The organism is Streptococcus downei MFe28, assembly GCF_900459175.1.
GTDB lineage: Bacteria > Bacillota > Bacilli > Lactobacillales > Streptococcaceae > Streptococcus > Streptococcus downei.
The window spans coordinates 1,632,302-1,655,933 of the sequence record NZ_UHFA01000002.1; the positions used below are offsets into that span (position 1 = coordinate 1,632,302).

Below are 23,632 nucleotides of genomic sequence, written 5' to 3' on the forward strand. Positions count from 1 at the left end.
TGAAAACGCAATGAGTTTGTAATAAGTTTGACTTGATGGTTTTCAGAAAAAAACGCAAAGCTAGTAAACAACAAAAGACCACCAAGTGGCCCTTTAATTCTAGTTCTTTTGGCAAGAATAAGCTATCCAACCTCCCTTTTGATAGGTGGCGATAAGTTGAAAGCCCAAAGGTTGGATAAAAGCCTTAAAATCCTCCGTCGTTTTCAATTGAGGAAGAAAATAGGCTAATTTACTTTGTTCACAAGCCAGCAATAACTGCCCCCTTTCTTTCAACAGACGGTAAATTTCGTTCAAACCTGCTGCCAAATCATCCCAATGAAAATGTGTTTGAAAGCCACAGACCAAATCAAAACATCCAGTTTGAAAATCGGTCTGTTCAATAGATGAGACAGTAAAATCTAGCCTACCCGCAATTTCTAGCTTCTTAGCCTCTCGAATTGCTGTTGGGGAAATATCCAAACCATGAACCTCTGCCAAAGGAAAGACTGAACTGAGATAGGCACTCGATTTTCCGTTACCGACCCCAACATCTAAGATACGCTGAACTTGAGAAGTCCTAACAAATTGCAAACTCCACTTGACCATGGGTAAATAGGATTTGTTCCAGATTGCCATCATCATCCTACCAATGGAGCCTGATGGCATCTTGGACTGATTGATTAAGTAGTTTAAAATCATAAATATCCCTTTTTAGTAAACATCTTATCGCCCTGTAATTTTTCAACAAGTTAGTTTATGGAAGGCCGATGTCTTCATTATAGCAAAAAAGCCACAAACTAAGTCAAAATTCTTACTAGAAAATCAGCCTGCTCAAGAGCTGAAACGGAAATGTATCTGGTCGGGGTTTTCTAGCATTTTAGCTGTCTTGATGGCTGTCAGGAGAATGTTAGTGCCCTTGTTTGAGGAAAGGCCGAACTGAGGGTAGACAATGGATTTTCCATTGCCATTCTGATATCGAAAATCCTTGGCAAAACCTGCAAGGGACTAAGTTTAAACTCCAGCTAATACCATCGGGAGATAAACCTTGTTCCACATCTGCATCATAACTTTTCCAGCTAAACCAATTGGCTTTTGGGCTATCCAACAAAATAGACAAAAACAGCTTGACAGCATAGCTGCAACTAAGCAATTCTGTAAAATTGTCATTTTTCATATCTTCTCTTATATTCTTCCTTAGCTTTTTGGGTATAGGTTTTGATAAAATCACTCTTAGCTTCTGTATAAGCATCGCGATTGTGTTCATATTTTTTCCAGAGAATTTTTTTTAAAGACTCATAGTCTTTAGCAAGGTCGGGATACTCTCTGAGATAATCGCGAAAATAGAGTTCATCATTATCTCCTTGATAGCGTAAATGGAGATGAAAAACCTTATCCGCAAAGCCCTCTGGCTCATAGCCTTTATTAAAAGACAGGCGGCTGCCACTTTCAGACATGAGCTGATAACCAGCATTAAAAAGTCTCTGCTTGATGGACTGAAGGTCTGAACCTTTTGGCACTTCCAGCAAGATATCAACGATATTCTTAGCCCAAATACCATCAATAGCGGTGCTGCCAATATGGGACAGTCTACTGACACTTGATTCAGAAAGCAAGGCCAGCAGGCATCCCGCTTCCTGCTCGTACCAGTCTGCCCAGTCATCCTGATGCTCGACTAAAAAGATAGGAAAAAGCTGCCAAAGTTCTTCTAACGTCATTTCTGTTAATGATTTTACTTTCATTTGATCGTCAACCTCCATTCCCTTGCAAAAAATCAAAGACTCTCTGATTAAAATCTTTAGCTTCGCTGTAGGCTGAGTGTCCTAAATTCTCATAAAGATAGAAAGGACATCCCAGCTTATTCGCCAACTCTAGACTTGCTTGGCCAGATACCACCAAATCTTTGGCAGCGCCGATAACCAGTGTCGGACAGTTGATAGCCCCTAGCTCTTCATAGACATCAAAGGTCAGACAGGCTTGGGCTAAAATCAGAAAACGCTCGATTTCCTTTGGCTTTAAGCATTTGGCTAGCAGTGCAATCAGCCATCTATGTTTTTGCACATAATTTTCGGAATAGGTTTTGGCGAACATGTCCTTAATCAATTTTTCCCGGTCTCGTTTTTGTGCCAAGGCAATCCAGCCACCAATAGTTGACTGAACAAGAGTATTTTGCCGCGATAATGTTACGCCCAGTACCAAGCGGCTGACTAATTCTGGATGCTTAATGGTTAAGCTTTGTGCAATCATGCCGCCCTGCGATATTCCCACGACATCCGCATTTTTAACCCCTAACTCCGTCATTACCAAGGCCAAATCATCTGCCATATCTGATACCTGATAGCCCCTTGGGATATGATTTCTGCGGTCAAACATATAGACCTTATAATCTTTAGCAAAGAGCCGATACATGAAGGACATCTGCCAGGCCTTTCCACGCAGGCGAGACAGACTCAATCCAGAAATCAAAACCAGTGGCTGCTGTCCTAAACCAAAAGTGAGGTAGTCAACCTCAAAATTATCTCTCTTGAATAAGACGTTTTTAGCTTTATACATTGCGGCTCTCCTTAGATTAGCAGTTATTCTATCAAAAAGGGAGTGGGAAGGAAGCCAAAATTGAAAATTTTGGTTCGTATTCCCACCCCGCACAGCTTAAACGAGCTTGGGACAAAAGTCCTAAGCTTGATTCTGTTGTGTAGTACTAAACAATTGACGCAGTGGTTGGGAGTATGACTGTTGGCTATGCCAAGAAGTCTTACCCCTGCACAGTTCATTAGGTGCCTTAGCACCAATGAACCACTGCTGATTGGAAGTCCTTATCCCTTGCCTTGCAAGTGATAGCGGCCTTCCTAATCAACTGTGCGGAGGTGGGATTGAAATGCTCCAGTGGAGGATTTCAACCCGATCCTTAAAATAAGAGAGCGAGGAAAATCGAAATCGCCATTTTTTATGACGATTTACCGATTTTTGCCCCACTCTCTTTCTTTCGCTCTTGAATTAGAAAAAGGCGAAACCGTCTGGGGACTTTTTGAGGTTGGAAATAGGATGAACACCGTTCATCACATGCATTTAGGTTTTTCTGCTTTGGCCTTGCGACAAAAGGAAAACCAGCCAACCACTGCGTCAAGAATTTATCCCAAAACAAAGAATACTGGACAAGTTTTTGCCCAGCCTTCATTTCTTTTAATAATATTCACCTTGGCGGTAGTTCCATGAGTTAAAGGCGTCTGAGAGGTTCATCATAATCTTGTCGATGTCCAGTCCCTTACGGATGACAACTGGGCAGTTATTGATGGAACGGCTGTCCTTTCCTTGTTCAGGAATGAGCTTACCATCCTTATCGACCATTGAAACCATAACGCCTTGTTCGTAGCGGGTTTCAACGTTCTTGTCTGGTTGGATTGAAGCAACATAGTCATCGGCCTCGATAACCAGGTCAACAGCTTCTTCGATTTGACTACCGATGCCTTCAACCTTACCACGGTTCCCCTTACCTGATGGGTTGGCAGAGGAAGCGTAAACCATCTTACCTTCTTTTTCCCACATTTCCTTAGCAATTTGTTCTCCAGCTACGCCGAACTTGATAACAAAACAAGAGGTCTTACGGCTATCGGTCATCAATTCTTCCCGACCATCACCAAAGGCTTGGAGTTTAGCATAGGCTTCTTCCTTCCATGGGAGGATACAACCCAGCAGAATATCTTGGTCCCAATGTTTTTGGTAGAAGCTTTCGATTTCTGGGGTCAATTGAGCCAAGGCACGTAGCTCATCCATGCTACCACAGAGGACAACACCTGGTTTATTGCGCTTGCGGTTTTTGGCAGCGAACTTGCGTTCCAAACCAGCCTTGTCGCTGGTCATGATGATGTAGCCAACCTTGGTTGGGCAGACGATACAGCCGCCCTCACCTTTTACAATCTCAAGTCCTTCTTGTGAAAGATTTCCGTCCCATTGAATGTGTTTTGTCATGTTACTTCTCCAAATTATTAATCAATTGCTTCGCTTATTTTACCATGAAAAGTTGGAATTTTCAAGGTTTTTTCAGAATTTTCAAAAACTAAGTAATTCCCGTTGGGCCTAGTTCTGCCAGTAGCTTGGACGATGCTTCTCGTAGTCGCTAATCAGATCCTCATACTGGAGGGTGATGCCGATGTCGTCCAGACCATTGAGTAGCCTGTGTTTCCAATCACCGTCAATTTCAAAATCAAAGTCACCGACTGGTGAGATGATTTTTTGCTGCGGCAGATCAACGGTTATCTGGTCGGTTGGCGCTAAGCGGGCCAATTTCTGGCGAACCTCTAAGGGCTGGACAATGGGCAAAATGCCATTGTTGAGGTCATTATTGTAGTGAATGTCCCCGAAGGAACCAGCGATGATGACCTTGAAACCATAGTCGGCCAAGGCCCAGGCAGCATGTTCCCTTGAGGATCCAGCACCAAAATTATCTCCGGCAATCAAGATAGTTGCCTTGCGGTAGGGGGCAGTATTGAAAATAAAATCAGGATTTTCGGTATAGTTGTCATCTAAATAGCGCCACTCGTACATGAGGTACTTGCCGAAGCCCTTCTTATCAATCAACTTGAGGAACTGCTTGGGCAAAATCTGGTCGGTGTCGATATTGTCATTCATCAGAGGCACGGTAGTCCCTGTATAAACGGTAAATTTTTCCATGCTAGGCTTCCTCCTACTGGGCTTCTGGTAGTTGTCGGACATCGACAAAGTGGCCGTTGATGGCTGCTGCTGCTGCCATAGCTGGACTGCAGAGGTGGGTTCTGGCCCCCACACCTTGGCGGTCTTCAAAATTGCGGTTGCTGGTTGAAGCACAGTGAACACCGGCAGGAACCTTGTCTGGATTCATGCCCAGACACATAGAACAACCGGGATCCCGCCATTCAAATCCAGCATCAGTAAAGATTTTATCCAACCCTAGCTTTTCGGCAGCTGTCTTGACTGGTCTCGAGCCTGGCACCACGATAGCCGTCAGATTAGGGGCAATATGCTTGCCCTTAACAAACCTAGCGGCCAACTTGAGGTCACTCAGTCTAGCATTGGTGCAGGAGCCTAGGAAGACATAACCAATGTCCAGGTCTTCCACCTTCTCACCAGGCTTAGTATCCATGTACTTATAGGCCCGCTCATCGTTCATATCACGAATTTCAGGAAAGGGTTGGTCAAAGGCCACGCCCATGGAGGGATTGGTTCCCCAGGTGACCATTGGAGCCAGTTGGGAAACATCAATCTCGATAACCTTGTCATAGTGGGCATCTGGGTCTGAAACCAAGGTCTTCCAATCAGCGATAGCCTGCTCGAACTTCTCCCCTTTAGGTGCCTGATCTCGTCCTTTGACATAATCAAAGGTGGTCTGGTCAGGGTTCATAATGCCCATTTTAGAACCAAATTCAATAGACATATTGCAGATGGTCATGCGTTCTTCCATGGAGAGGGCCTGAACAGCCTCGCCTCTGTACTCGACAACGTGACCGACACCGACAGAAACACCATACTGGGCAATCAGGGCCAGAACATAGTCCTTGGCATAGACGCCCTTTTGGGGCTGGCCGACAAATTTAACCAAGAGTTTCTTGGGCTTGACCTGCCAGATAGTCTGGGTTGCAAAGACATGCTCGACTTCTGTGGTCCCAATTCCAAAGCCGATGGCACCAAAGGCGCCATGGGTGGCCGTGTGGCTGTCCCCACAAACGATGAACTTGCCAGGCTGGGTGCGACCCGTTTCAGGGCCAACCATATGGACAATTCCCTGACTGGCAGAACCATGGTCTGCATGGGGAATATCAAATTCCTTGAGGTTGCGAGCCAAGGCATCCATCTGGGCCTTGGAAATGACATCCCGAATATCGTAGATGTTGACCGTTGGTACATTATGATCAAAGGTCCCAAAAGTTAGGTCGGGTCGTCTGACCTTGCGACCTGCTTCTCTCAGACCATCAAAGGCCTGGGGACTGGTCACTTCGTGGATGTAGTGCTGATCCACATACATGAGTTGAGGCTCACCTTCCTTGCCAGTAATGACATGGCGGTCCCAAACCTTATCAAAAATTGATTGTCCACTCATTTTTAAATCTCCATAAACAATAGATAAGACTGACTTGGATTAATATGCCTAGATACCAAGCTAGTCTAAAATACCACTTCTTGGTCTTGTGGTGAAATAATTTTCCTGCTAGATATGCTCCCAGACCAGCTCCTGTCAGACTAAGGATTAAGAGGGCCTTTTCTGGAATTCGCCATTGCCCCTTTATCGCTCGTCTTTTATCAATCCCGTAGAGGCAAAAAGTCAGAGCATTCCAGAAAATCAAGAGGGCTAGTAAAATCTTCATCCTAGAGGTTAGCAATAATAGCTGCGGTCATTTGAGCCGTTGTCGCCTGGCCTCCCAGATCACGAGTCAGCACACCTTGATTGAGGGTTTTATCGACGGCCTGCTCAATGAGACTGGCACCAGTCTCTTGGCCAAAGGAATCCCTTAACATCATGGCAACCGAGAGAATCATGCTAATAGGATTGGCAATCCCCTGTCCAGCAATATCTGGAGCAGAACCATGAATAGGCTCGTAAAGGCTAGGGCCATCCTGAGAATGGCTGGCCGAAGGCATGACACCAAGGGTTCCTGGCAGGACTGAAGATTCGTCAGACAGGATATCGCCAAAAAGATTTTCGGTCACGACCACATCAAAACGAGCTGGGTCCGTAATCATCAACATGGCGGCACTATCAACTAGCTGGTGCTCCAGGGTGACTTCAGGATAGTCCTGGGCTACTTGATCAGCAACCTTTCGCCAAAGTTTGGAGGTAGCTAGGACATTTTGCTTATCAATGCTGGTCACCTTCTCGCCACGCCCTTGGGCAATGGTGAAGGCTTTGCGGACAATACGCTCAATCTCCTCAGTCGAATAATCATTGATGTCTCTGGCGCTAGTTCCCTTGAGATCATGCTGACCAAAATAGATACCACCTGTCAGTTCCCTGACGACGACAAAATCAACACCCTCGATCCGCTCTGGCTTTAGTGGTGAGAGATGCTTAAGAGCCTGAAAAATCTTGACAGGCCGAATGTTGGCAAATAGCTTGAGCTCCTTGCGCAGGGCTAAAAGACCTTGCTCTGGTCGAACTGGAGCCGCGTCATATTGGGGACTCCCAATGGCAGCTAGGAGAATGGCATCAGCTGAGCGAGCAGCGGACAAGGTTGCCTCTGGCAGCGGATGACCAGACTGGTCAATCCCCGCTCCGCCAAAGGGCTGGGCATCCAATTGGTAGGCGAAGTCAATCTTCTTAGTAAGAGCCTCTAGCACTTTTAGACCTGCTGCCATGATTTCTGGGCCAATGCCGTCCCCTGCTAGGGTCACGATTTTTTTAGTCATTGAATTTTCCTTTTTCTAGTTTAGCGAACCGTTGGCTGATTTCTGCCTAGTAGTCTTTTTCTGACAGGCGACGACCAATTTGGCCATCGTTTTCCTTTTGGACAAAGACATTGGCATTAACATAGGCAATGGAGCTAGCCTTCATAACATCGAAATCGACACCGGTAGCATTGAAAATGGTGCCTGTATCAACATTTTCAACGGATACCGCTACTCGGGCTTGGGCATCAATCCCATCGGTGATGGCATCAATACTGTAGCTGAGCAGGCGAACGGTTTGATTGAAGAATTTATCAATGGCATTGAAAGCCGCTTCAACAGAACCCTTACCGTTGGCCACCACATCCACGGCTTCGGCATCCTTATTGGTCATGGTAACGACGGCAGTAACTGTCTCGTCTTCGTTGGAGGTCAGCTTAAGGTCGGCAAAGTGGAAGCCTTCTGGATTCTCGATATCAGTCCCATCAACTAGGGCAATGATATCGGCATCTCTGATATCATGCTTCTTATCCGCCAATTTCTTGAACTTGGCGAAGAGTTCCTTGATTTCGGCTTCAGCAAAATCCAAATTTAACTCTTTGAGTTTTTCGATAAAGGCATGACGACCAGACAATTTGCCAAGAGGCAGAGAACTTTGTTTCACTCCAACCAATTCTGGGGTGATGATTTCGTAGGTCAACGGATTCTTGAGAACACCATCCTGGTGGATACCGGATTCATGAGAAAAGGCATTGCCACCGACAACAGCCTTATTCTTAGGCACAGGAATGCCTGAGAAACGTGAGACCATAGCTGAGGTGTTGACCGTTTCATTGAGGATGATATCACTAGTAGCATTGAAATAGTCTTCCCGAATTTTGAGGGCAACAGCCACTTCTTCCAAGGCAACATTACCAGCTCGCTCGCCGATACCATTGATTGTCCCTTCAACCCGACCAGCACCATTTTTAATGGCAGCTAGAGTATTAGCAGTCGCCATTCCTAAGTCATCATGACAATGGGGGCTGAAAATAATATCACGATCAGATTTGACATTTTTAATCAAGTAGTCAAAGATGTGACCAAATTCGCTCGGCGTGGTGAAGCCGACCGTATCAGGAATATTGATGTAGGTCGCCCCGGCATCCACAGCCGTCTGAACCACCTGCAGGAGGTAATCCAGCTCAGTCCTGGTCGCATCCTCAGGTGAGAACTCAACGACATCAAAGAACTGGCGAGCATAGGTCACATGCTCCTTGATGACTTCCAAAATCTCTTCCTTGGACTTCTTTAGCTTAAATTCCCGATGAATGGGACTGGTGGCAATAAAGACGTGGCATTGGGGATACTTGGCATCCTTGAGGGCCTGGTAGCAAGCATCAATATCAGACTTGACTGACCGGGCCAAACCTGTAACAGCGGTCTTGGTCAAAGTTGCCGCAATCTGCTTGACTGCTTCAAAGGAATCGGGGCTGGCAGCTGGAAAACCAGCTTCAATGGCGGAAATGCCCCACTTCTCCAATTGCTTGGCAATGGCGACCTTTTCTTTGATGGAAAAATTAACACCAGGGGTCTGTTCCCCATCCCGAAGACTGGTATCAAGAAATTCTACCTTACGCATAATGACCTCTTTCTTTTGGATAATAGTTGATAACAAATTTTATGAAGCATTTGCAAGTCAGAAAGTAAAGCCTGCTTAGTAAGACTTGCTTTTGCATCTTAATAAAAAAACATCCCGCCAAGCAGGATGTTTGTCAATCCCGCTTGGTAAGCCAAACAGGACTAATGCTTTTGCACTAGCCCTCACACCTCAACAACAAGACTGTCATAGAACGTGTCTTCATTTGACTTTTTCCCTTCGATGTTTTCTTGTTTAATATCCTAACCTATTTGAAAATCATTGTCAAGGATTTTTTAGAAATTTTCTGAAAAATCGCATAATTTGCCCCAGCAAAGTTTTGTATAGAGGCAAAAGAAAAAGGAACAGGGGGACTGCTCCTTCATTATGACTATTACTGGGCCTCAACCTTATGGGTAACCTGCTCGAGGATATTCTTGAGATAGGCGACATTGCTTTCTATCTTTTCTTTAGCATCATTGGCATCAGAATCTAATGGGAAAACCAGGGAGCCGACTAAAATTGAATCTGAAAAACTACCAGTATTCTCTAGATAATAGAAGGTGAGCTGGGCGGAATTATTTTTCTCACTATTGGTCAAGCCGACATGCCAGGTCTTGTCCTTAATGGTCACTGTGGTCTTATAATCAAACTTCTGCTGGTCCTGCTCAAGGTTCTCATCTAAATCACTCTCTTGATAATGCTCACCTCCATTAAAGGGGGATTTGTCATAGGCATTGAGGGTATAGAGCAGGGCATAGATTTGTGGGTCAGAAGAATTGGCTTCAGAGGTGACATCCCTGCGGCTCATCCTTAGTCCTAGACGAATCAACCGTCCAGCTCTCAGGAACATCATAATAGCGCCAATCCACCAGCTCCTTGCCAGAACCGTCCGTCTTGGAAAAACCATTTTGAGCTGAGCTCAACTGATGGCCTTTTCTGCTTGGGGTCAGCTGGCTCCTTGTCTTTAACCGCCTTTTCCTCCACCTTGGCCAACTTCTTAAACTCACTTTGGCTAATGGCCTTATCCTCCTGATTCGTGCTAGATGATGAGCTGGAACTCTCTTTGCTGTGAAGTTTGTTAAAGGGGAAGGGGAGACAGGCGGTCAGGATGAATAAGGATGCTACTAGGCTAAGGAACAAAAATAGTCTTTTTTCATGGACTGACTCCTGCAAATCTTTATTTTTCGCTCAAAATTGAAGCAATCTTGGTATTGATGAGGTCAATGGCTACGGTGTTAGAGACCCCTTCGGGGATAACAATGTCAGCATAGCGCTTGGTAGGCTCGATAAATTGGTGATACATGGGCTTGACCACACTGGTGTATTGCTCGATAATGCTGTCCAAACTACGACCACGCTCCTCCATGTCACGCTTAATCCGACGAATAATCCGAATATCATCATCGGTATCAACGAAGAGCTTGATGTCCATGAGGTTTCGCAAGCGTTCATCCTCTAAAACCAAAATGCCTTCAACGATAAAGACATCCTGGGGCTCCTGCCGATAGGTCTCGCTACTTCTGGTATGCTGGGTATAGTCATAGATGGGAATATCAACCGGACGACCAGCCTGCAATTCCTTGATGTGTTCAATCATCAAATCCGTATCAAAGGCTAGGGGATGGTCATAATTGGTAGCCACCCGCTCTTCAAAGGTCAGATGAGATTGATCCTTATAATAGGAATCGTGCTCAATCATGGCAATTTTGGAGTGGGGGAAATGGTTGAGAATTTCCCGAGAAACGCTGGTCTTGCCACCACCAGAACCACCAGTCACGCCAATAATAATCGTTTTTTTCTGCATAAGAACCCCACTAATACTCAATAAAAATCAAAAGTAGCCGAGGCAACGAACTGCAGGCAGTACTTGAGTACGGCAAAGTGAGTTAACGATGGATAATTTTGATTTTTGAAGAGTAAACATTCTAATCTAAAGTCATCCCTATTATACCCTAAAAGATGGTATAATTAAAGGCGACTTTAAAGAGAATAAGGATGAAAAAAGCATGACAATCCAATTACCTCAGGCCATAAATGAGCTACTAGAAAACAAAGGCATGGACCAGCTGACTCCAATCCAAGAGAGAAGCTTCCAGCCTATTATGTCTGGCAAAAATGTCTTGGGTATCAGTCCAACAGGGACAGGTAAGACCTTGGCCTATCTCCTGCCACTTCTGAACAAGCTGACTAGTCCCAAGGCCCAACAAATTTTGGTTCTGGCCCCCAATACCGAATTGGCTGGGCAAATTTTTGAGGTGGCCAAGGACTGGGCTAGCCCATTAGGCTACACCGCCCAAGTCTTACTGTCTGGTTCCAGCCAAAAACGCCAGATTGAACGCCTAAAAAAGGGACCCCAAATTCTAGTGGGAACCCCTGGTCGTGTCTTTGAACTGGTCAAGCTCAAAAAAGTGAAAATGATGAATGTAGACACCATCGTTCTCGATGAATTCGATGAATTGCTGGGAGACTCTCAGTACCAATTTGTCAGCAAAATTTGTCACCATGTGCCAAGAGACCACCAGTTGATCTATATGAGTGCGACAGCCAAGATTGATAAAGGCCAACTGGCCGAGGATACCCTAGAGATAAACCTGAGTGACCAGAAGTTAGACAATATCAGTCACTATTACCTACAGGTCGATAAACGTCATCGCTTAGATACCCTACGCAAGCTCTCCAATATTCCTGACTTCCGCGGCCTAGTCTTTTTCAACAGCCTGTCTGATTTGGGAGCCAGCGAGGAGCGTCTCCAATACAATGGGGCTTCTGCTGTCTCTCTGGCCAGCGATGTCAATGTTAAATTGCGCAAGGTTATCTTGGAGAAATTTAAGAACCATGAACTGGCCCTTCTGCTGTCAACCGACTTGGTGGCTCGCGGGATTGATATTGACAATCTGGAAACCGTAGTCAACTACGAGGTTCCTCGTGACAAGGAAGCCTATACCCACCGAGCTGGACGGACGGGCCGCATGGGTAAGGAAGGGGCTGTTATCACTCTGGTCAGCCATCCTGAGGACCTCAAAAAGCTTAAGAAGTTTGCCCAAGTTCAAGAAATCATCTTCAAGAACCAAACCTTCTATGTGAAATAGATAGAAAGAGAGCCATCCACAATCGGATGGCTCTTCTGGTATTAATCTGAATAGAACCGATGGTCCTAGAAGCTGTTTCACTTTTATTTCTTTGGATTGAGAAATCCTTCCATTTCCCAACCTTGAAATGGAGGGTTAAGCTTTGCCACTAGCAAAGTTTACTTATTCAACTCTGCTAGGGGGCCAAAGACGATTTTTTCAATATCGCTGAGGTAGACAGACAGAGCTTGTTGGGCTTCGATGTAGGCCTTAAGAATGGGATTGGCTTCAATCTTTTGACCCAACTCCTGCATCTTCTTTTGCTCATCCTGGCTTGGTATTTGGCCGGCCTGCATGGCCTGGTAGAGGCCTTCTTGGAAGGATGTGAACTCGCTAAAGAGGTTTTTGGCTTCTGGGTCGGCATCAATTTTAGCCTTCTTTTCTACCAAGGTCTGGTATTCAGGCAGGGCACGGATGCCCCGCTCCAATTCGTTGGCCAAATCGTAAATATTAGTTGTCATTGCTTTCTCCTTTTAAATGGTTACCTTATAGTCAGGGTGTTTTTCAAGTAAATCAAAGGCTATCGACTGGTCCTTTTGATTTTTAAAAGTAATTTGCAGAATTCCGTTAATATCTTCACGGTTTTCCTCGTTAATACGGATATTCATGACAGAAATCCCTCGCAGGATTTCCAATACCTTGAGGATACTGTCTTCCTGGTCAGGGATGGTGACATAGAGGTCAAAACCACTATCAACGCCACCCTTCTTATGGATTTCCATAGCCTTTCGGGTAAGGCGAGCTTGATTGAAGAAATTCCAAATCCCATCGTCATCACCAGCTTCAATGAGCTCAGCGACAGCATCAAGATGTCCCTTGAAGTCAGCAATCCGTCCCAGAACCGCCTCCCGATTACTGAGGAGTATAGAGGTCCACATGCCTGGCTCACTCTCGGCAATCCGAGTCATATCTCTAAAACCACCAGCCGCAAAATGATTGGTCAGCTCATGGTCCTTGGCATAGGCCCCAGCCTGTTCCATAAGACTGGCAGCCAAGATATGAGGAAAATGAGAAACCTGACCAGTCACTCGGTCGTGCTCAGCTGCATCGATTTGAACAAAGCGGGCGTGAAGACCAGTTAGGAGTTCTTTCATCTCAGAAATAGTTGTCTCTCTGGTCAAACTGGTCGGGGTGAAAATATAATAGGCATTTTCAAAGAGATTGACATCCGCAGCAATGGCCCCCGACTTGTGGGAACCGGCCATGGGATGCGAGCCGACAAATTGAACCTTAGCGGGATCCAAATACTTCTGGGCAGCCTGGACAATTTGATCCTTGGTCGAGCCAGCATCGGTAATAATGACCTGGTCTTTAAGGGGCAAGTCAGCCAAAACCTTGATAAAATCAATGGTTTGTTTGATCGGAACGGCTAAAATGATGACATCTGCTCGGGGAGCAAACTCCGCAAAATTAGCCGTTGCCTCATCTACCAAACCTCGCTCCAAGGCAATATTTCTTGACTTGTCTGAACGGTTGTAGCCTAAAATTTCATAATCGGGGTGGTCCCGCTTGATGCCTAGGGCCAAGGAGCCACCAATCAGTCCCAGACCTGCAATATAGATGGTTTTTGTTTTCATAAGTGCTCCTAAGCTCTTAAAAATCGGGAAGGTCAGTCGTTTGCCTGTGCTGACTCTTTCTATGCTTGTTTCCTAGTGATGCCAACTGAGGGCAAGACAATATCTGTGTCAGTTCCAAGTTTAGCTTGGCATTTAGAAATTCTTGACATAGTCCCGATGACGGGCTAGAGCTTCTTTTAATTCTTCAAGGTTATCCGAGGTGAAGGTTTCAAAAATTTCATTGGCAATGACTGTTGCAACGACAGCTTCCATGACTACTCCTGCTGCTGGCAGGGCCGTTGGGTCAGACCGCTCAACGGTTGCCTTGTAAGGTTCGTGGGTCTCAATATCAACGGACATGAGTGGCTTGTAGAGGGTGGGAATGGGTTTCATGACCCCTCGGATGACCAAGGGTTGGCCATTAGTCATACCGCCTTCAAAGCCACCCAGGTTATTGGTCTTACGGGTGTAACCCTCTTGGGGATTCCAGAGGATTTCATCCATGACCTGACTACCAGGCAGATAGCCATCCTTAAAGCCTAGGCCGAACTCCACGCCCTTGAAGGCATTGATGGAGACGATAGCCTGGGATAATTTGGCATCCAACTTCCTGTCCCATTGAACATAGGAACCAAGACCTGCCGGAACACCCCCGACGATAGTTTCAACAACACCACCAATGGTATCGCCATCCTTTTTTATCTGGTCAATATAGTCTTTGATTTCTTGCTCACGGTCCTGGTTGACAATGGACACCTCTGACTTCGCAGTTAGTTCCTTAATTTGGGCGACGCTCAAGCCGTCTGGGACATCAATTTCCTTGCCGCCAAAGACAACCACATGATTGGCAATCTCAATATCAAGTTCGGCCAAAATCCGCTTGGCCACAGCTCCGATAGCTACCCGCATGGTGGTTTCACGAGCAGAGGAGCGCTCCAAGGAATTGCGCAGATCCTCAAAGCGATACTTCATGCCACCAACCAGGTCGGCATGGCCTGGTCTCGGATGAGTAATCTTACGCTTGGTCTTGAGGCGGTCCTCAATATCCTCAGCCGACATGATGTCCAGCCACTTCTGGTGGTCCCGATTGACCACATCCATGGTAATGGGGGCACCCGTGGTCTTGCCATGGCGAATGCCTGAGGTAAAGACGACCTGGTCGCTTTCAATCTTCATTCGACCACCCCGGCCGTAACCACCCTGACGGCGCATTAAATCGATATTAATGTCCTCAGCGGTCAAGGGTAGACCCGCTGGAACCCCTTCAATTATGGCAGTCAGACGGGGGCCGTGTGACTCACCAGCCGTTAAATATCTCATCTACTTCACCAAATAATCTTTCATTTCTGCTAAAGGAACTTCTTTGATACTAGCTCGGCCAATTTCTGGAACCAGGACAATCTTGATGGCCTTGCCCCTAGCCTTCTTATCATGGCTGAGGGCTTGGTAGAGCTTGTCAAGATCCCAAGGTTCAAAATCTGTTGGCAAGCTAAATTTGGCACAGATGTCCGCAATGTCCTGAGACAATCCTTGGGGCATAAGGCCTTTTGCTTCAGCTACTTTTGCAATCTGCACCATACCGATGGCAACAGCTTCCCCGTGCATGACCTTACCGTAGCCAGCTGTCTGCTCGATGGCATGGCCAATAGTATGGCCGAAATTAAGGTGCATACGGATACCGCCTTCGAATTCATCCTCAACGACAATCTTGCGTTTAACATTGCAGGAATGGTAGATGATGAATTCAGCCTGGTCTAAGATGGCCTGCCTGTTACCTGGCATCTTTTGCAATTCCTGCCAGAGCTCGACATCGGCAATCAGGCCATACTTGATGACCTCGCCCATGCCTTCAAATAATTCCCGTTTTCCCAGAGTTTCCAAGGTATCAGCGTCAATCAAAACCCCGTCGGGTTGGGTAAAGGTCCCGACAATATTTTTGGCCCAGGGGGTATTGACACCAGTCTTTCCTCCAATGGAAGAGTCCACTTGTGCTGTCAGGCTTGTAGGAATTTGCAGGAAGTGAATCCCTCGCATATAGGTAGAGGCAACAAAACCAGCTAGGTCACCAGCAACACCACCACCCAGGGCAATGATACCATCACTCCTAGTCATTCCGTGCTTAATCAAAAACTCATAGGCCTTATTGGCTGTGGTCAAAGTTTTGCTGGCTTCGCCTTCTAGAAAATCAAAGACCAGAACTTCAAAACCGGCCGCCTCCAAACGTAGTTTGACCTTTTCAGCATAGAGACCACCGACATGATTATCGGTGATGATGGTAATTTTCTGTGGATCCCAAAGGCTGGCAACCCAGTCGCCAACCTTGCTCAAGGCTCCTTTTTCAATAAGAATATCATAGGGATTGTGACTCAAATCAACGCCTAGTTTCATACTCGCTCCTTTTAAGATCTCTGCATTAGCTTAAGGCTCAGCAACATCAGCTCATGGCTCAAACATCATCAGCTTTTGGCTCAAACGTCATAACGCTTCTCCAGCTCTTGCCAGATAGCATCGGTTGGCATCTGACTACCCGTCCAAAGTTGGAAGGACTTGGCTGCCTGGTAAAGCAACATGCCCAGACCATTGCTGGCCTTGAGCCCCTTAGATCTGGCATAGGCTAAGAAGGATGTTTCAAAGGGTTGATAAATGGTATCAGCCACCCTTAAGCCTGCTGGCAATTCTGTATCATCAGCAAGAACCATGGACTTGCCATCCATGCCTACGCTGGTCGCATTGACCAAGAGCTGGCTTTCAAGAATTTTTTCCTGGATTAAATCCTGATTCTCAACAGGAAAGACTTCCAGTGTAACGCCAGTAGCTTCTTTATACTTTTGAGCCTTGGCCTCGGTTTCTTCTAAAAATTGAGTCTGGTTGAAAATATTAATTTTCTTGGCGCCATCAAGGGCAGCCTGGACAATCAATGAGGTGGCGGCACCTCCACCACCGAGGATGGTCATGGTCTTACCAGCTATGGTAAAACCATCATTCTTTTCAAGAGCCTTGAAAAAGCCATAACCGTCGGTATTATAGCCAATCAGTCGTCCTTGACGATTAACAACCGTATTGACAGCCCCAATCAGCTCAGCAGCCTGGTCTAATTCATCTAAAAAAGGGATTACCACCTGCTTGTAAGGCATAGAGATGTTAATCCCAAACATGTCGTAACGACGGACATTTTGGACAGACTCTTCTAGGTCTTCCTCAGGAATGTCCCAAGCGACATAAACGCCGTTGATACCACTAGCATCAAAGGCATAGTTATGAATAAAAGGTGAAATCGAATGTCTAATTGGCCGAGCCACGACCGCGGCCATGCGAGTATGTCCATCAATCTGCATCAAGAATCTCCCTTACTTTAAACATATCTGCCAAACCGATTTGGCCAGGTGCACTTTCCTCATCAACGCTGGCAAAGGTCCAAGAGGAACCCATGAGATCACTAGCTAGGCGGGAAACCTGCCCCAATTTACCCATGGACATCGTCACATAGTCCTGCTCAGGATTGAGGACCTTGAAGCCTCTGGTAAAGTTCATCAAATCAAGAACATCTTGCTCATTTTCTGGCATGACAGCCACCTTGACCACACGAGGGGTCAGGCTGGTCAGCTCAGACAGGATACTCATGAGATTGTCAGGGGTTTCCTGAAAATTATGGTAGGAGAGTATCAGATTTGGAAATTCCAACATTTGCGAAAAGACAGCCTGATGGGAATAATATTCAAAGTCAATATAATCTGGATGATAGAGGGAAGAGACCTCCTTAATCAGGCTAACATACTCGTCATCGGATAGGGAAATCTGACCGCCCTCGGCCTGGGTTCTCAGGGTAAAGATAATTTCTCGACCTGGGAATTTTTCAAAAATTGCCGGAGCTACCTCAACAATGGCTTCCTTGGGTAAAAAGTCAGCCCGCCATTCGATAATATCGGCGTGGTCGTATTTGACAGCATCAAGCTGATTGGCCTCTTCCAAGGAAGTTGGCATTACGGGTACTACTATTTTCATATTTTACTACTCTACCTTTATTGTATATACTTTCAAATAATTACTGCTGGGGTCAGCCCTATTAACCCTAAAATCGGCAGGCAACTGTTTCAAATCTAGATAATGATGCTTACGACCAGAAAAACCTTTTTCTAACTGCTTTTTAAACTGACCCAGCGATAGATTAGCAGCATTGGTGGAGGCAACAATGGTCCCACCCGGCCTGAGAATGTCCAAGGCCTGGGCAATCAACTTGTGGTAATCCTTGGCAACGGAAAAAGTCTGCTTCTTGTTACGGGCAAAACTAGGTGGGTCAAGGATGATGATGTCATAGCTCAAGCCCTTGCGCTTGGCATATTTATAATAGTCAAAGACATCCATAACCAGCAAGCCATGCTGGTCCATGCTGAGACCGTTGGCCTGGAAATGAGCCTGAGACAGCTCTCGAGAGCGCTTGGCCAAATCGACCGAGGTCGTCTCCAGAGCCCCTCCCATGGCTGCTGCTACTGAAAAAGCAGCGGTATAGGAGAAGGTATTGAGAACCGACTTACCTAGTGCCAAGCCATCAACCAAGCTGGCTCTAACCTCGTGCTGGTCCAAGAAAATTCCCGTCATAAGGCCGTCATTGAGAAATACCCTGTAGCTGACCCCATTTTCTAGGATAGTAAAAGTCTCAGGTGCTTCTTGACCATAGAGATGGGCCGATTGGTAATCCAGCCCCTGAAAACGAATCTTTTCATAGGCACCGACCAGATCTGGATAGACTTCCTGAAAGGCCTCAACAATCACAGGCTTCAGGCTATAAATATAGGCATTGTACCAGGAAAAAAGGGCATAATCCCCATATCGGTCAATACTTAAACCACCAAGATTATCCCCGTCTTGGTTAAAAAGACGGTAGGCGGTGGTCAAGTCATCATTTTCATAGGCCCGACGCTGGTCTCTAGCCTTTTCAAAAAGACTGATAAAGAAAGGCTTATCTAATTGGACCTCTTTTCGGGAGACCAGCCATCCAATTCCCTTATTTTGCTGAGAAAGATAGGCTGTCCCCAAAAATTTCTGCTTGGCATTATAAAGGCCAAGCACTTGGTCGGTCATGGAAAAATCACTAAAATCCTGTCCCTGAAGGAGTTGGATTCCACGATTGATTTTCTTTTCAACCAAGGCATCCACAATAAGCTTATTCATATTAAATATTGTACCAGAAATTGTCTGAACTTTCTACCTCGTTCCCAGTCCAAATTTTATTTTGTGGTATAATGTAAATTAGATTTTTTCTGAAATTATTTTTATCGAGGATATGAAATGAAAAAGTACTTAAGTCCCTTTAGAAAAATGGGCAAAATCATCAATACACGCCTAGGTTTTGTTTTACTCTTGCTCTTTTTTTATTGGATTAAGACCCTCTGGGCCTATAGCGTTGACTTCAATCTCGACCTAGAGAATACGGCACAGACCATCGTTGCCATTTTCAATCCCTTGCCGCTGGGACTTTTGCTTTTGGGGCTTCCTCTCTACTTCAAAAAGAGTAAGATTTTTTATCCCCTAGAAATTCTCATTTATCTGATTCTGAATATCCTGATTATCAGTAACGCCATTTATTTTAGGGAATTTACTGATTTTATCACCGTAAACACGCTGATGGCTAGTTCTAAGTCAGCAGCTGGTCTAGGAGATACGGCAGGCAACTTGATTGAGCTAACCGACCTCTTCTTCCTGATTGATTTGCTGGTCTTTGTTCCTCTGCTCTTCTTCAAGAAGATGAAATCGGATAAGCGACCCTTCAATAAGCGGGCCAGCTTTGCGGTTACAGCCCTATCAGCCCTCCTCTTTTCTGCCAACCTCTTTGTGGCCGAAACCATTCGTCCCCAATTATTGACTCGGGGATTTGCCAACTATTACGTGGTCAGAGGGATTGGACTTCCAGCCTTTATGACCTATAGCGCTAATCAAACCTATCAGGCCCACCGAGAAAGAAGCGCTGCAACTGCTGGTGACCTCAAGAAGGTTGATACCTATGTCAAAAAGAATTACGCCGCCCCTAACAGCAAATACTTTGGTATCGCTAAGGGTCGTAATGTCATCGTCATTCACCTTGAGAGTTTCCAACAATTTCTCCTCGATTACAAGCTAAAATCAGATGACAAGGAATACGAAGTTACGCCCTTCCTAAATTCCCTCTATCACTCCAAGTCCTCTATCGCCTTCTCTAATTTCTTTAACCAAGTAAAAAATGGGAAGACCTCGGACGCCGAGACCATGATGGAAAACTCCCTCTATGGTCTTAATAACGGTTCCTACATGGTTAACTACGGTGGTGATAATACCGCCTATGCGACACCTTCCATCCTCGCCCAAAAGGGTGGCTACACCAGTGCCGTCTTTCACGGTAATACCGGAAGTTTCTGGAACCGCAATAATACCTATAAACAATGGGGTTACAACTACTTCTTCGACTCTACCTACTTCGAAAAGCAAGATGATTCCAACTCCTTTCAGTATGGGCTCAATGACAAGTACCTCTTCAAGGACTCCATCAAGTACCTAGAGCAGATGCAACAGCCCTTCTATACCAAGTTTATTACCGTATCCAACCACTACCCCTACACCAGCCTCAATGGCGACAAGAAGGAGCTCGGTTTCCCTCTAGCAGATACCAAGGATGACACGGTTAATGGCTACTTTGCCACAGCCAACTACCTTGACTCAGCCCTCAAATCCTTCTTTGATTACCTCAAGTCCAGCGGTCTCTATGATAACTCTATCATCGTTCTCTATGGCGACCACTACGGTATTTCTAATGACCGTAATACCAGCCTGGCTCCACTCTTAGGTAAGGATGCCGAGACCTGGTCTGACTACAATAATGCCATGATGCAGAAGGTCCCTTATATCATCAATATTCCGGGCTATACCGATGGCTTTATCAGCGATACCTATGGGGGTGAAATTGACTCCCTACCAACCCTGCTGCACCTCCTCGGAATTGATACCAAGGGTTACCTACAAATGGGACAAGACCTACTGTCACCACAAAATGATAATCTAGTGCCCCTGCGGACTTCTGGTTACTTCATTAGTCCAACCTATACTAGCTATGGTGGCAAGGTTTATTACACCCAAACTGGTCAAGAAATTACAGCACCAAATGCCCAAACTAAGGCTGACCTTGATAAGCTCAAGGATGCGGCAGCTGCTCAACTGTCTAATAGTGATGCTATTCAAACAGGAGACCTACTCAGGTTTGCTACCATTCCAGGCCTAAGCAAGACAGATTCCAGCCAGTACAATTACAACGGCGCCCTGAAGCAGATGGAAAAAATCAGTAAGAACAAGGGTGATAAGTCAACCAGTCTCTACCACAAAAAAGGAGACCAATCAACAGAGGATCTCTATCAGGCCAAGTCCTATGAAGAAATCCACGGTAGCTCTGATTCCTCCTCATCCAGCTCCAAGTAGGTCTGGAAGAAAGCAGATAGAATACAAATAAGCTGAGATTGAAAGTCTCAGCTTATTTTTTACCGTCAAAAATCTGACCCCTCTACAAAAGTGAAACAAATCAAAAAAGACCCCTACCATATAAATTGATGGTAGGGGAATACTTAGCTTAATGACATTGTACATTCTAGAGGGTCTTTGCTCTTATTTCTAGCTCTTAGGATCTAAGGATTTATGGAGCTCCCTAATTCTAGCCCAAAATCGGTCTTCAAGCTTAAGCTCCTTCTAAAAAGGAAGACTTAGAAGCAGAAAACTTGAGAAAAAATTAGTCAGAGCATGAATGAGCCAACCATAGATAATACTCCCATCTGCCTTCTTAGCCATCAACCAGCCCAAAGCGTAGGCCACACCAGCTGTCAAAAGAAAGACCAGAAAGGCTGCTAAAAGATTGTACTTGGCCAAAGCCAAGGTATGAAGGCTACCGAAGAGCAAGGCTTGAAGACTATTGCCCTTGACAAAGCCGAGCCTGGCCATCAGTCTTTTACCGAGAAAGCCTCGAAAAAAGATTTCTTCGCTAAGGGAAGTCTGAAAGACCGACCAGACAAGGATGACCAGTACCGTTTGCCAGGACCATCCCAACTGATGAAAGACCTGCGCTCGAAAATCAGAAAGCTGGAGGCTTCCAGTTTGGTAGAACCAAAGATAGGGTAGACCTGCCAGGATAAAATAGGCTAGGAAAATCCCTAGCATGGGTTTCCAGGGCAGGGACTTGCTTGATTTTAGTCCCAGCCAAGAAAAATAGCCCTGAATTTTGTGCTGGCGAATGAAATACCAAACTAAGGAAAGCAGGATAACTAAACCTAGTTGCAAGAAAGCACTGAGTAATTGATTGATGACTAACATAAGATTTCCTCTCAAATTTAGACTTGACATGACGCAAAGCTTCTTCAGCTCAGCTGCTCAATCCGATTTCATTTTTATGATAAGTCTTATAGCTTTCAGAAATCTTAATTATTTTTGGTGACGTCTCTCATTAGCTCAGGCTAGAATCTTAAAGCCACTTCTCCAACCTTAGTAGTCCGTAATTTCTGGGCGGTCATGAATGCGGGATTGTTTTCCCTGGCGGGCTTGAAGGACCGCTGCGACATCTGTCAAGCTCAAGCCTGTCTCAACCAGGGTGACAGCCAGGTGATAGAGGAGGTCAGCTGTTTCGTTGGCGATTTCTTCCTTATCTCCATTCTTGGCAGCGATGACAACTTCGGTTGCTTCTTCTCCAACCTTCTTGAGAATCTTGTCCAGCCCCTTGTCAAAGAGATAATTGGTATAGGAGCCTTCCTTGGGATTGGCCTTGCGGTCCTGAACTTCTTGGTAAAGTGTTTCTAACATAGCTTCCTCCTTATGAAATATAGCTGTCCTAATAAGTAGACCCTACCAAAGTTGATAAAAATGCTAAGCATGGGCCTAAGAATTTCTGCTGGACACCACTAATGGAATTTGTGACTTTATAAAATATCGTTAAAAAAGCAAGAGTAGGCACCGGTATGGCAGGCGGCACCAATTTGCTCAACAGCTACCAAGAGGGTGTCACAGTCACAGTCGGTCTTGATAGACTTGACCTTTTGGAAATGACCGCTGGTCTCGCCCTTGTGCCAGATTTCCTGACGGGAGCGACTCCAATAGTGCATTTCTTTGGTTTTCAGGGTCAGGTCATAGCTCTCCTGGTTCATATAAGCCAACATGAGAACTTGCCCTGTTTGGTAATCGGTCACAATGACGGGAATGAGCCCGCCTTGCTTGGCAAAATCAAGGGTAATCTCTGTCATAAGCGAACCTCCAATCCTGCTTGGGCCATGGCCTCTTTGGTCTCCTTGATTGAGACCTCACCATAGTGAAAAATGGAAGCAGCCAAGGCACCCGTCACTGGTGTTTCTTGGAAAACTTGGACCATGTGCTCCAGCGACCCTGCCCCACCCGAAGCGATGATGGGAACGCTAACCACTTCTGCAACTGCCTGTAGCATGGGCAGGTCAAAGCCAGACTTGGTTCCGTCCTTGTCCATGGAGGTCAGGAGAATTTCCCCTGCTCCCAGCTGGACAGCCTCTTGAACCCAATCCAACAAATCTCGACCCGTATCTTTTCGGCCACCGGCAAGATAGACATGCCAGCTTCCATCTGCTTCCTTCTTGGCATCGACGGCCAAGACCACGCACTGACTGCCAAATTTCTGGGCGCAGTCCCTAATCAGCTGGGGATTGTTGAGGGCGGAGGAATTGACCGCTACCTTATCAGCACCAGCCTTGAGCATGCGATTCATGTCCTCCACCGAGCGTATCCCACCACCAACGGTAAAGGGAATGAAGACCTGGTCGGCCACCTGCTTAACCATATCGACGGTGGTGTCGCGTTTTTCATGGGTTGCTGTAATGTCGAGAAAGACTAATTCATCACAGCCAGCCTGATAATAGGCTTGAGCTGAGTCAACAGGATCGCCGACATCGGTCAGGTTGACAAAATTGACCCCCTTGACCACACGCCCGTCCTTGACATCCAGACAGGGAATAATTCTTTTTTTAAGCATG

25 protein-coding genes are annotated in these 23,632 nt (G+C 45.8%); 2 read left to right on the forward strand and 23 right to left on the reverse strand.

Annotated elements, in window-relative coordinates; all coding sequences use genetic code 11:
* Positions 1-99: 99 nt before the first annotated feature.
* From DYE66_RS07825 to udk, 12 genes are all read right to left on the reverse strand, one after another.
* Positions 100-678, reverse strand: coding sequence for a class I SAM-dependent methyltransferase (locus DYE66_RS07825; RefSeq protein ID WP_002998318.1), 579 nt, complete (start codon positions 676-678; stop codon positions 100-102).
* Positions 679-886: 208 nt separating this feature from the next.
* Positions 887-1,153 (reverse strand): hypothetical protein, encoded by a 267-nt coding sequence (locus tag DYE66_RS10820; protein ID WP_164785577.1) that lies wholly within the window; start codon positions 1,151-1,153, stop codon positions 887-889.
* The gene (locus tag DYE66_RS07830; protein ID WP_002998474.1) at positions 1,143-1,718 is read right to left on the reverse strand and encodes a GrpB family protein; all 576 of its coding nucleotides are present in this window, start codon (positions 1,716-1,718) and stop codon (positions 1,143-1,145) included. Before DYE66_RS07830 ends, DYE66_RS10820 begins: the two co-directional genes overlap by 11 nt.
* A gap of 7 nt (positions 1,719-1,725) precedes the next feature.
* A complete protein-coding gene (locus tag DYE66_RS07835) occupies positions 1,726-2,529 on the reverse strand; it encodes an alpha/beta fold hydrolase (protein WP_115325095.1) in 804 nt (267 codons plus the stop codon).
* 627 nt (positions 2,530-3,156) lie between these two features.
* A complete protein-coding gene (locus DYE66_RS07845) occupies positions 3,157-3,942 on the reverse strand; it encodes an L-threonylcarbamoyladenylate synthase (protein WP_115325096.1) in 786 nt (261 codons plus the stop codon).
* 108 nt (positions 3,943-4,050) lie between these two features.
* Entirely contained in the window at positions 4,051-4,644 is a 594-nt protein-coding gene (gene leuD, locus DYE66_RS07850) for a 3-isopropylmalate dehydratase small subunit (protein ID WP_115325097.1), read from the reverse strand.
* A gap of 13 nt (positions 4,645-4,657) precedes the next feature.
* Positions 4,658-6,046: a 3-isopropylmalate dehydratase large subunit gene (gene leuC / locus DYE66_RS07855; RefSeq protein WP_002998227.1), complete on the reverse strand. Its 1,389-nt coding sequence runs from the start codon at positions 6,044-6,046 to the stop codon at positions 4,658-4,660.
* Positions 6,024-6,311, reverse strand: coding sequence for a DUF1294 domain-containing protein (locus DYE66_RS07860; protein WP_002998338.1), 288 nt, complete (start codon positions 6,309-6,311; stop codon positions 6,024-6,026). Before DYE66_RS07860 ends, leuC begins: the two co-directional genes overlap by 23 nt.
* A 1-nt stretch (position 6,312) precedes the next feature.
* Entirely contained in the window at positions 6,313-7,350 is a 1,038-nt protein-coding gene (gene leuB / locus DYE66_RS07865) for a 3-isopropylmalate dehydrogenase (protein ID WP_115325098.1), read from the reverse strand.
* A 46-nt stretch (positions 7,351-7,396) separates the two neighbouring features.
* A complete protein-coding gene (locus tag DYE66_RS07870) occupies positions 7,397-8,950 on the reverse strand; it encodes a 2-isopropylmalate synthase (protein ID WP_002997737.1) in 1,554 nt (517 codons plus the stop codon).
* A gap of 391 nt (positions 8,951-9,341) precedes the next feature.
* Complete coding sequence (locus DYE66_RS07875) at positions 9,342-9,857, reverse strand: hypothetical protein (RefSeq protein ID WP_241208442.1); 516 nt, start codon at positions 9,855-9,857, stop codon at positions 9,342-9,344.
* A 270-nt stretch (positions 9,858-10,127) separates the two neighbouring features.
* Positions 10,128-10,754: a uridine kinase gene (gene udk, locus DYE66_RS07885; protein ID WP_002998163.1), complete on the reverse strand. Its 627-nt coding sequence runs from the start codon at positions 10,752-10,754 to the stop codon at positions 10,128-10,130.
* A gap of 202 nt (positions 10,755-10,956) precedes the next feature.
* On the opposite strand from udk, the gene DYE66_RS07890 reads away from it, so the two are divergent.
* Positions 10,957-12,039: a DEAD/DEAH box helicase gene (locus DYE66_RS07890; protein ID WP_115325099.1), complete on the forward strand. Its 1,083-nt coding sequence runs from the start codon at positions 10,957-10,959 to the stop codon at positions 12,037-12,039.
* A 158-nt stretch (positions 12,040-12,197) separates the two neighbouring features.
* Here DYE66_RS07890 and DYE66_RS07895 read toward each other — a convergent pair whose 3' ends face one another.
* The 7 genes from DYE66_RS07895 to DYE66_RS07925 form a co-directional block, all read right to left on the reverse strand.
* The gene (locus DYE66_RS07895) at positions 12,198-12,539 is read right to left on the reverse strand and encodes a YlbF/YmcA family competence regulator (RefSeq protein WP_002997846.1); all 342 of its coding nucleotides are present in this window, start codon (positions 12,537-12,539) and stop codon (positions 12,198-12,200) included.
* Positions 12,540-12,551: 12 nt separating this feature from the next.
* Entirely contained in the window at positions 12,552-13,655 is a 1,104-nt protein-coding gene (locus DYE66_RS07900; RefSeq protein ID WP_115325100.1) for a prephenate dehydrogenase, read from the reverse strand.
* A gap of 132 nt (positions 13,656-13,787) precedes the next feature.
* Entirely contained in the window at positions 13,788-14,954 is a 1,167-nt protein-coding gene (gene aroC / locus DYE66_RS07905; protein WP_115325101.1) for a chorismate synthase, read from the reverse strand.
* The gene (gene aroB / locus DYE66_RS07910; RefSeq protein ID WP_115325102.1) at positions 14,955-16,022 is read right to left on the reverse strand and encodes a 3-dehydroquinate synthase; all 1,068 of its coding nucleotides are present in this window, start codon (positions 16,020-16,022) and stop codon (positions 14,955-14,957) included.
* Between the two features lie 80 nt (positions 16,023-16,102).
* Positions 16,103-16,969 (reverse strand): shikimate dehydrogenase, encoded by an 867-nt coding sequence (locus tag DYE66_RS07915; protein ID WP_115325103.1) that lies wholly within the window; start codon positions 16,967-16,969, stop codon positions 16,103-16,105.
* Positions 16,959-17,636, reverse strand: coding sequence for a type I 3-dehydroquinate dehydratase (gene aroD, locus DYE66_RS07920; protein ID WP_002998289.1), 678 nt, complete (start codon positions 17,634-17,636; stop codon positions 16,959-16,961). Before aroD ends, DYE66_RS07915 begins: the two co-directional genes overlap by 11 nt.
* A 6-nt stretch (positions 17,637-17,642) precedes the next feature.
* On the reverse strand, positions 17,643-18,803 hold the full coding sequence (locus DYE66_RS07925; protein ID WP_002998313.1) for a class I SAM-dependent rRNA methyltransferase: 1,161 nt from the start codon (positions 18,801-18,803) through the stop codon (positions 17,643-17,645).
* 117 nt (positions 18,804-18,920) lie between these two features.
* Between DYE66_RS07925 and DYE66_RS07930 the strand changes: the two genes are divergently transcribed.
* Entirely contained in the window at positions 18,921-21,074 is a 2,154-nt protein-coding gene (locus DYE66_RS07930; RefSeq protein WP_115325104.1) for an LTA synthase family protein, read from the forward strand.
* 264 nt (positions 21,075-21,338) lie between these two features.
* Here the strand turns inward: DYE66_RS07930 and DYE66_RS07935 are convergent, their stop codons facing one another.
* From DYE66_RS07935 to hisF, 4 genes are all read right to left on the reverse strand, one after another.
* Positions 21,339-21,956 carry a CPBP family intramembrane glutamic endopeptidase gene (locus tag DYE66_RS07935; RefSeq protein WP_002998181.1) on the reverse strand — a complete coding sequence of 206 codons (618 nt, stop codon included), beginning with the start codon at positions 21,954-21,956 and terminating at the stop codon, positions 21,339-21,341.
* Between the two features lie 168 nt (positions 21,957-22,124).
* The gene (gene hisE, locus DYE66_RS07940; RefSeq protein WP_002998414.1) at positions 22,125-22,439 is read right to left on the reverse strand and encodes a phosphoribosyl-ATP diphosphatase; all 315 of its coding nucleotides are present in this window, start codon (positions 22,437-22,439) and stop codon (positions 22,125-22,127) included.
* 116 nt (positions 22,440-22,555) lie between these two features.
* On the reverse strand, positions 22,556-22,876 hold the full coding sequence (hisI, locus tag DYE66_RS07945) for a phosphoribosyl-AMP cyclohydrolase (protein ID WP_002998366.1): 321 nt from the start codon (positions 22,874-22,876) through the stop codon (positions 22,556-22,558).
* Positions 22,873-23,631 (reverse strand): imidazole glycerol phosphate synthase subunit HisF, encoded by a 759-nt coding sequence (gene hisF, locus DYE66_RS07950; RefSeq protein WP_002997709.1) that lies wholly within the window; start codon positions 23,629-23,631, stop codon positions 22,873-22,875. Before hisF ends, hisI begins: the two co-directional genes overlap by 4 nt.
* Between the last annotated feature and the right edge of the window lies 1 nt (position 23,632).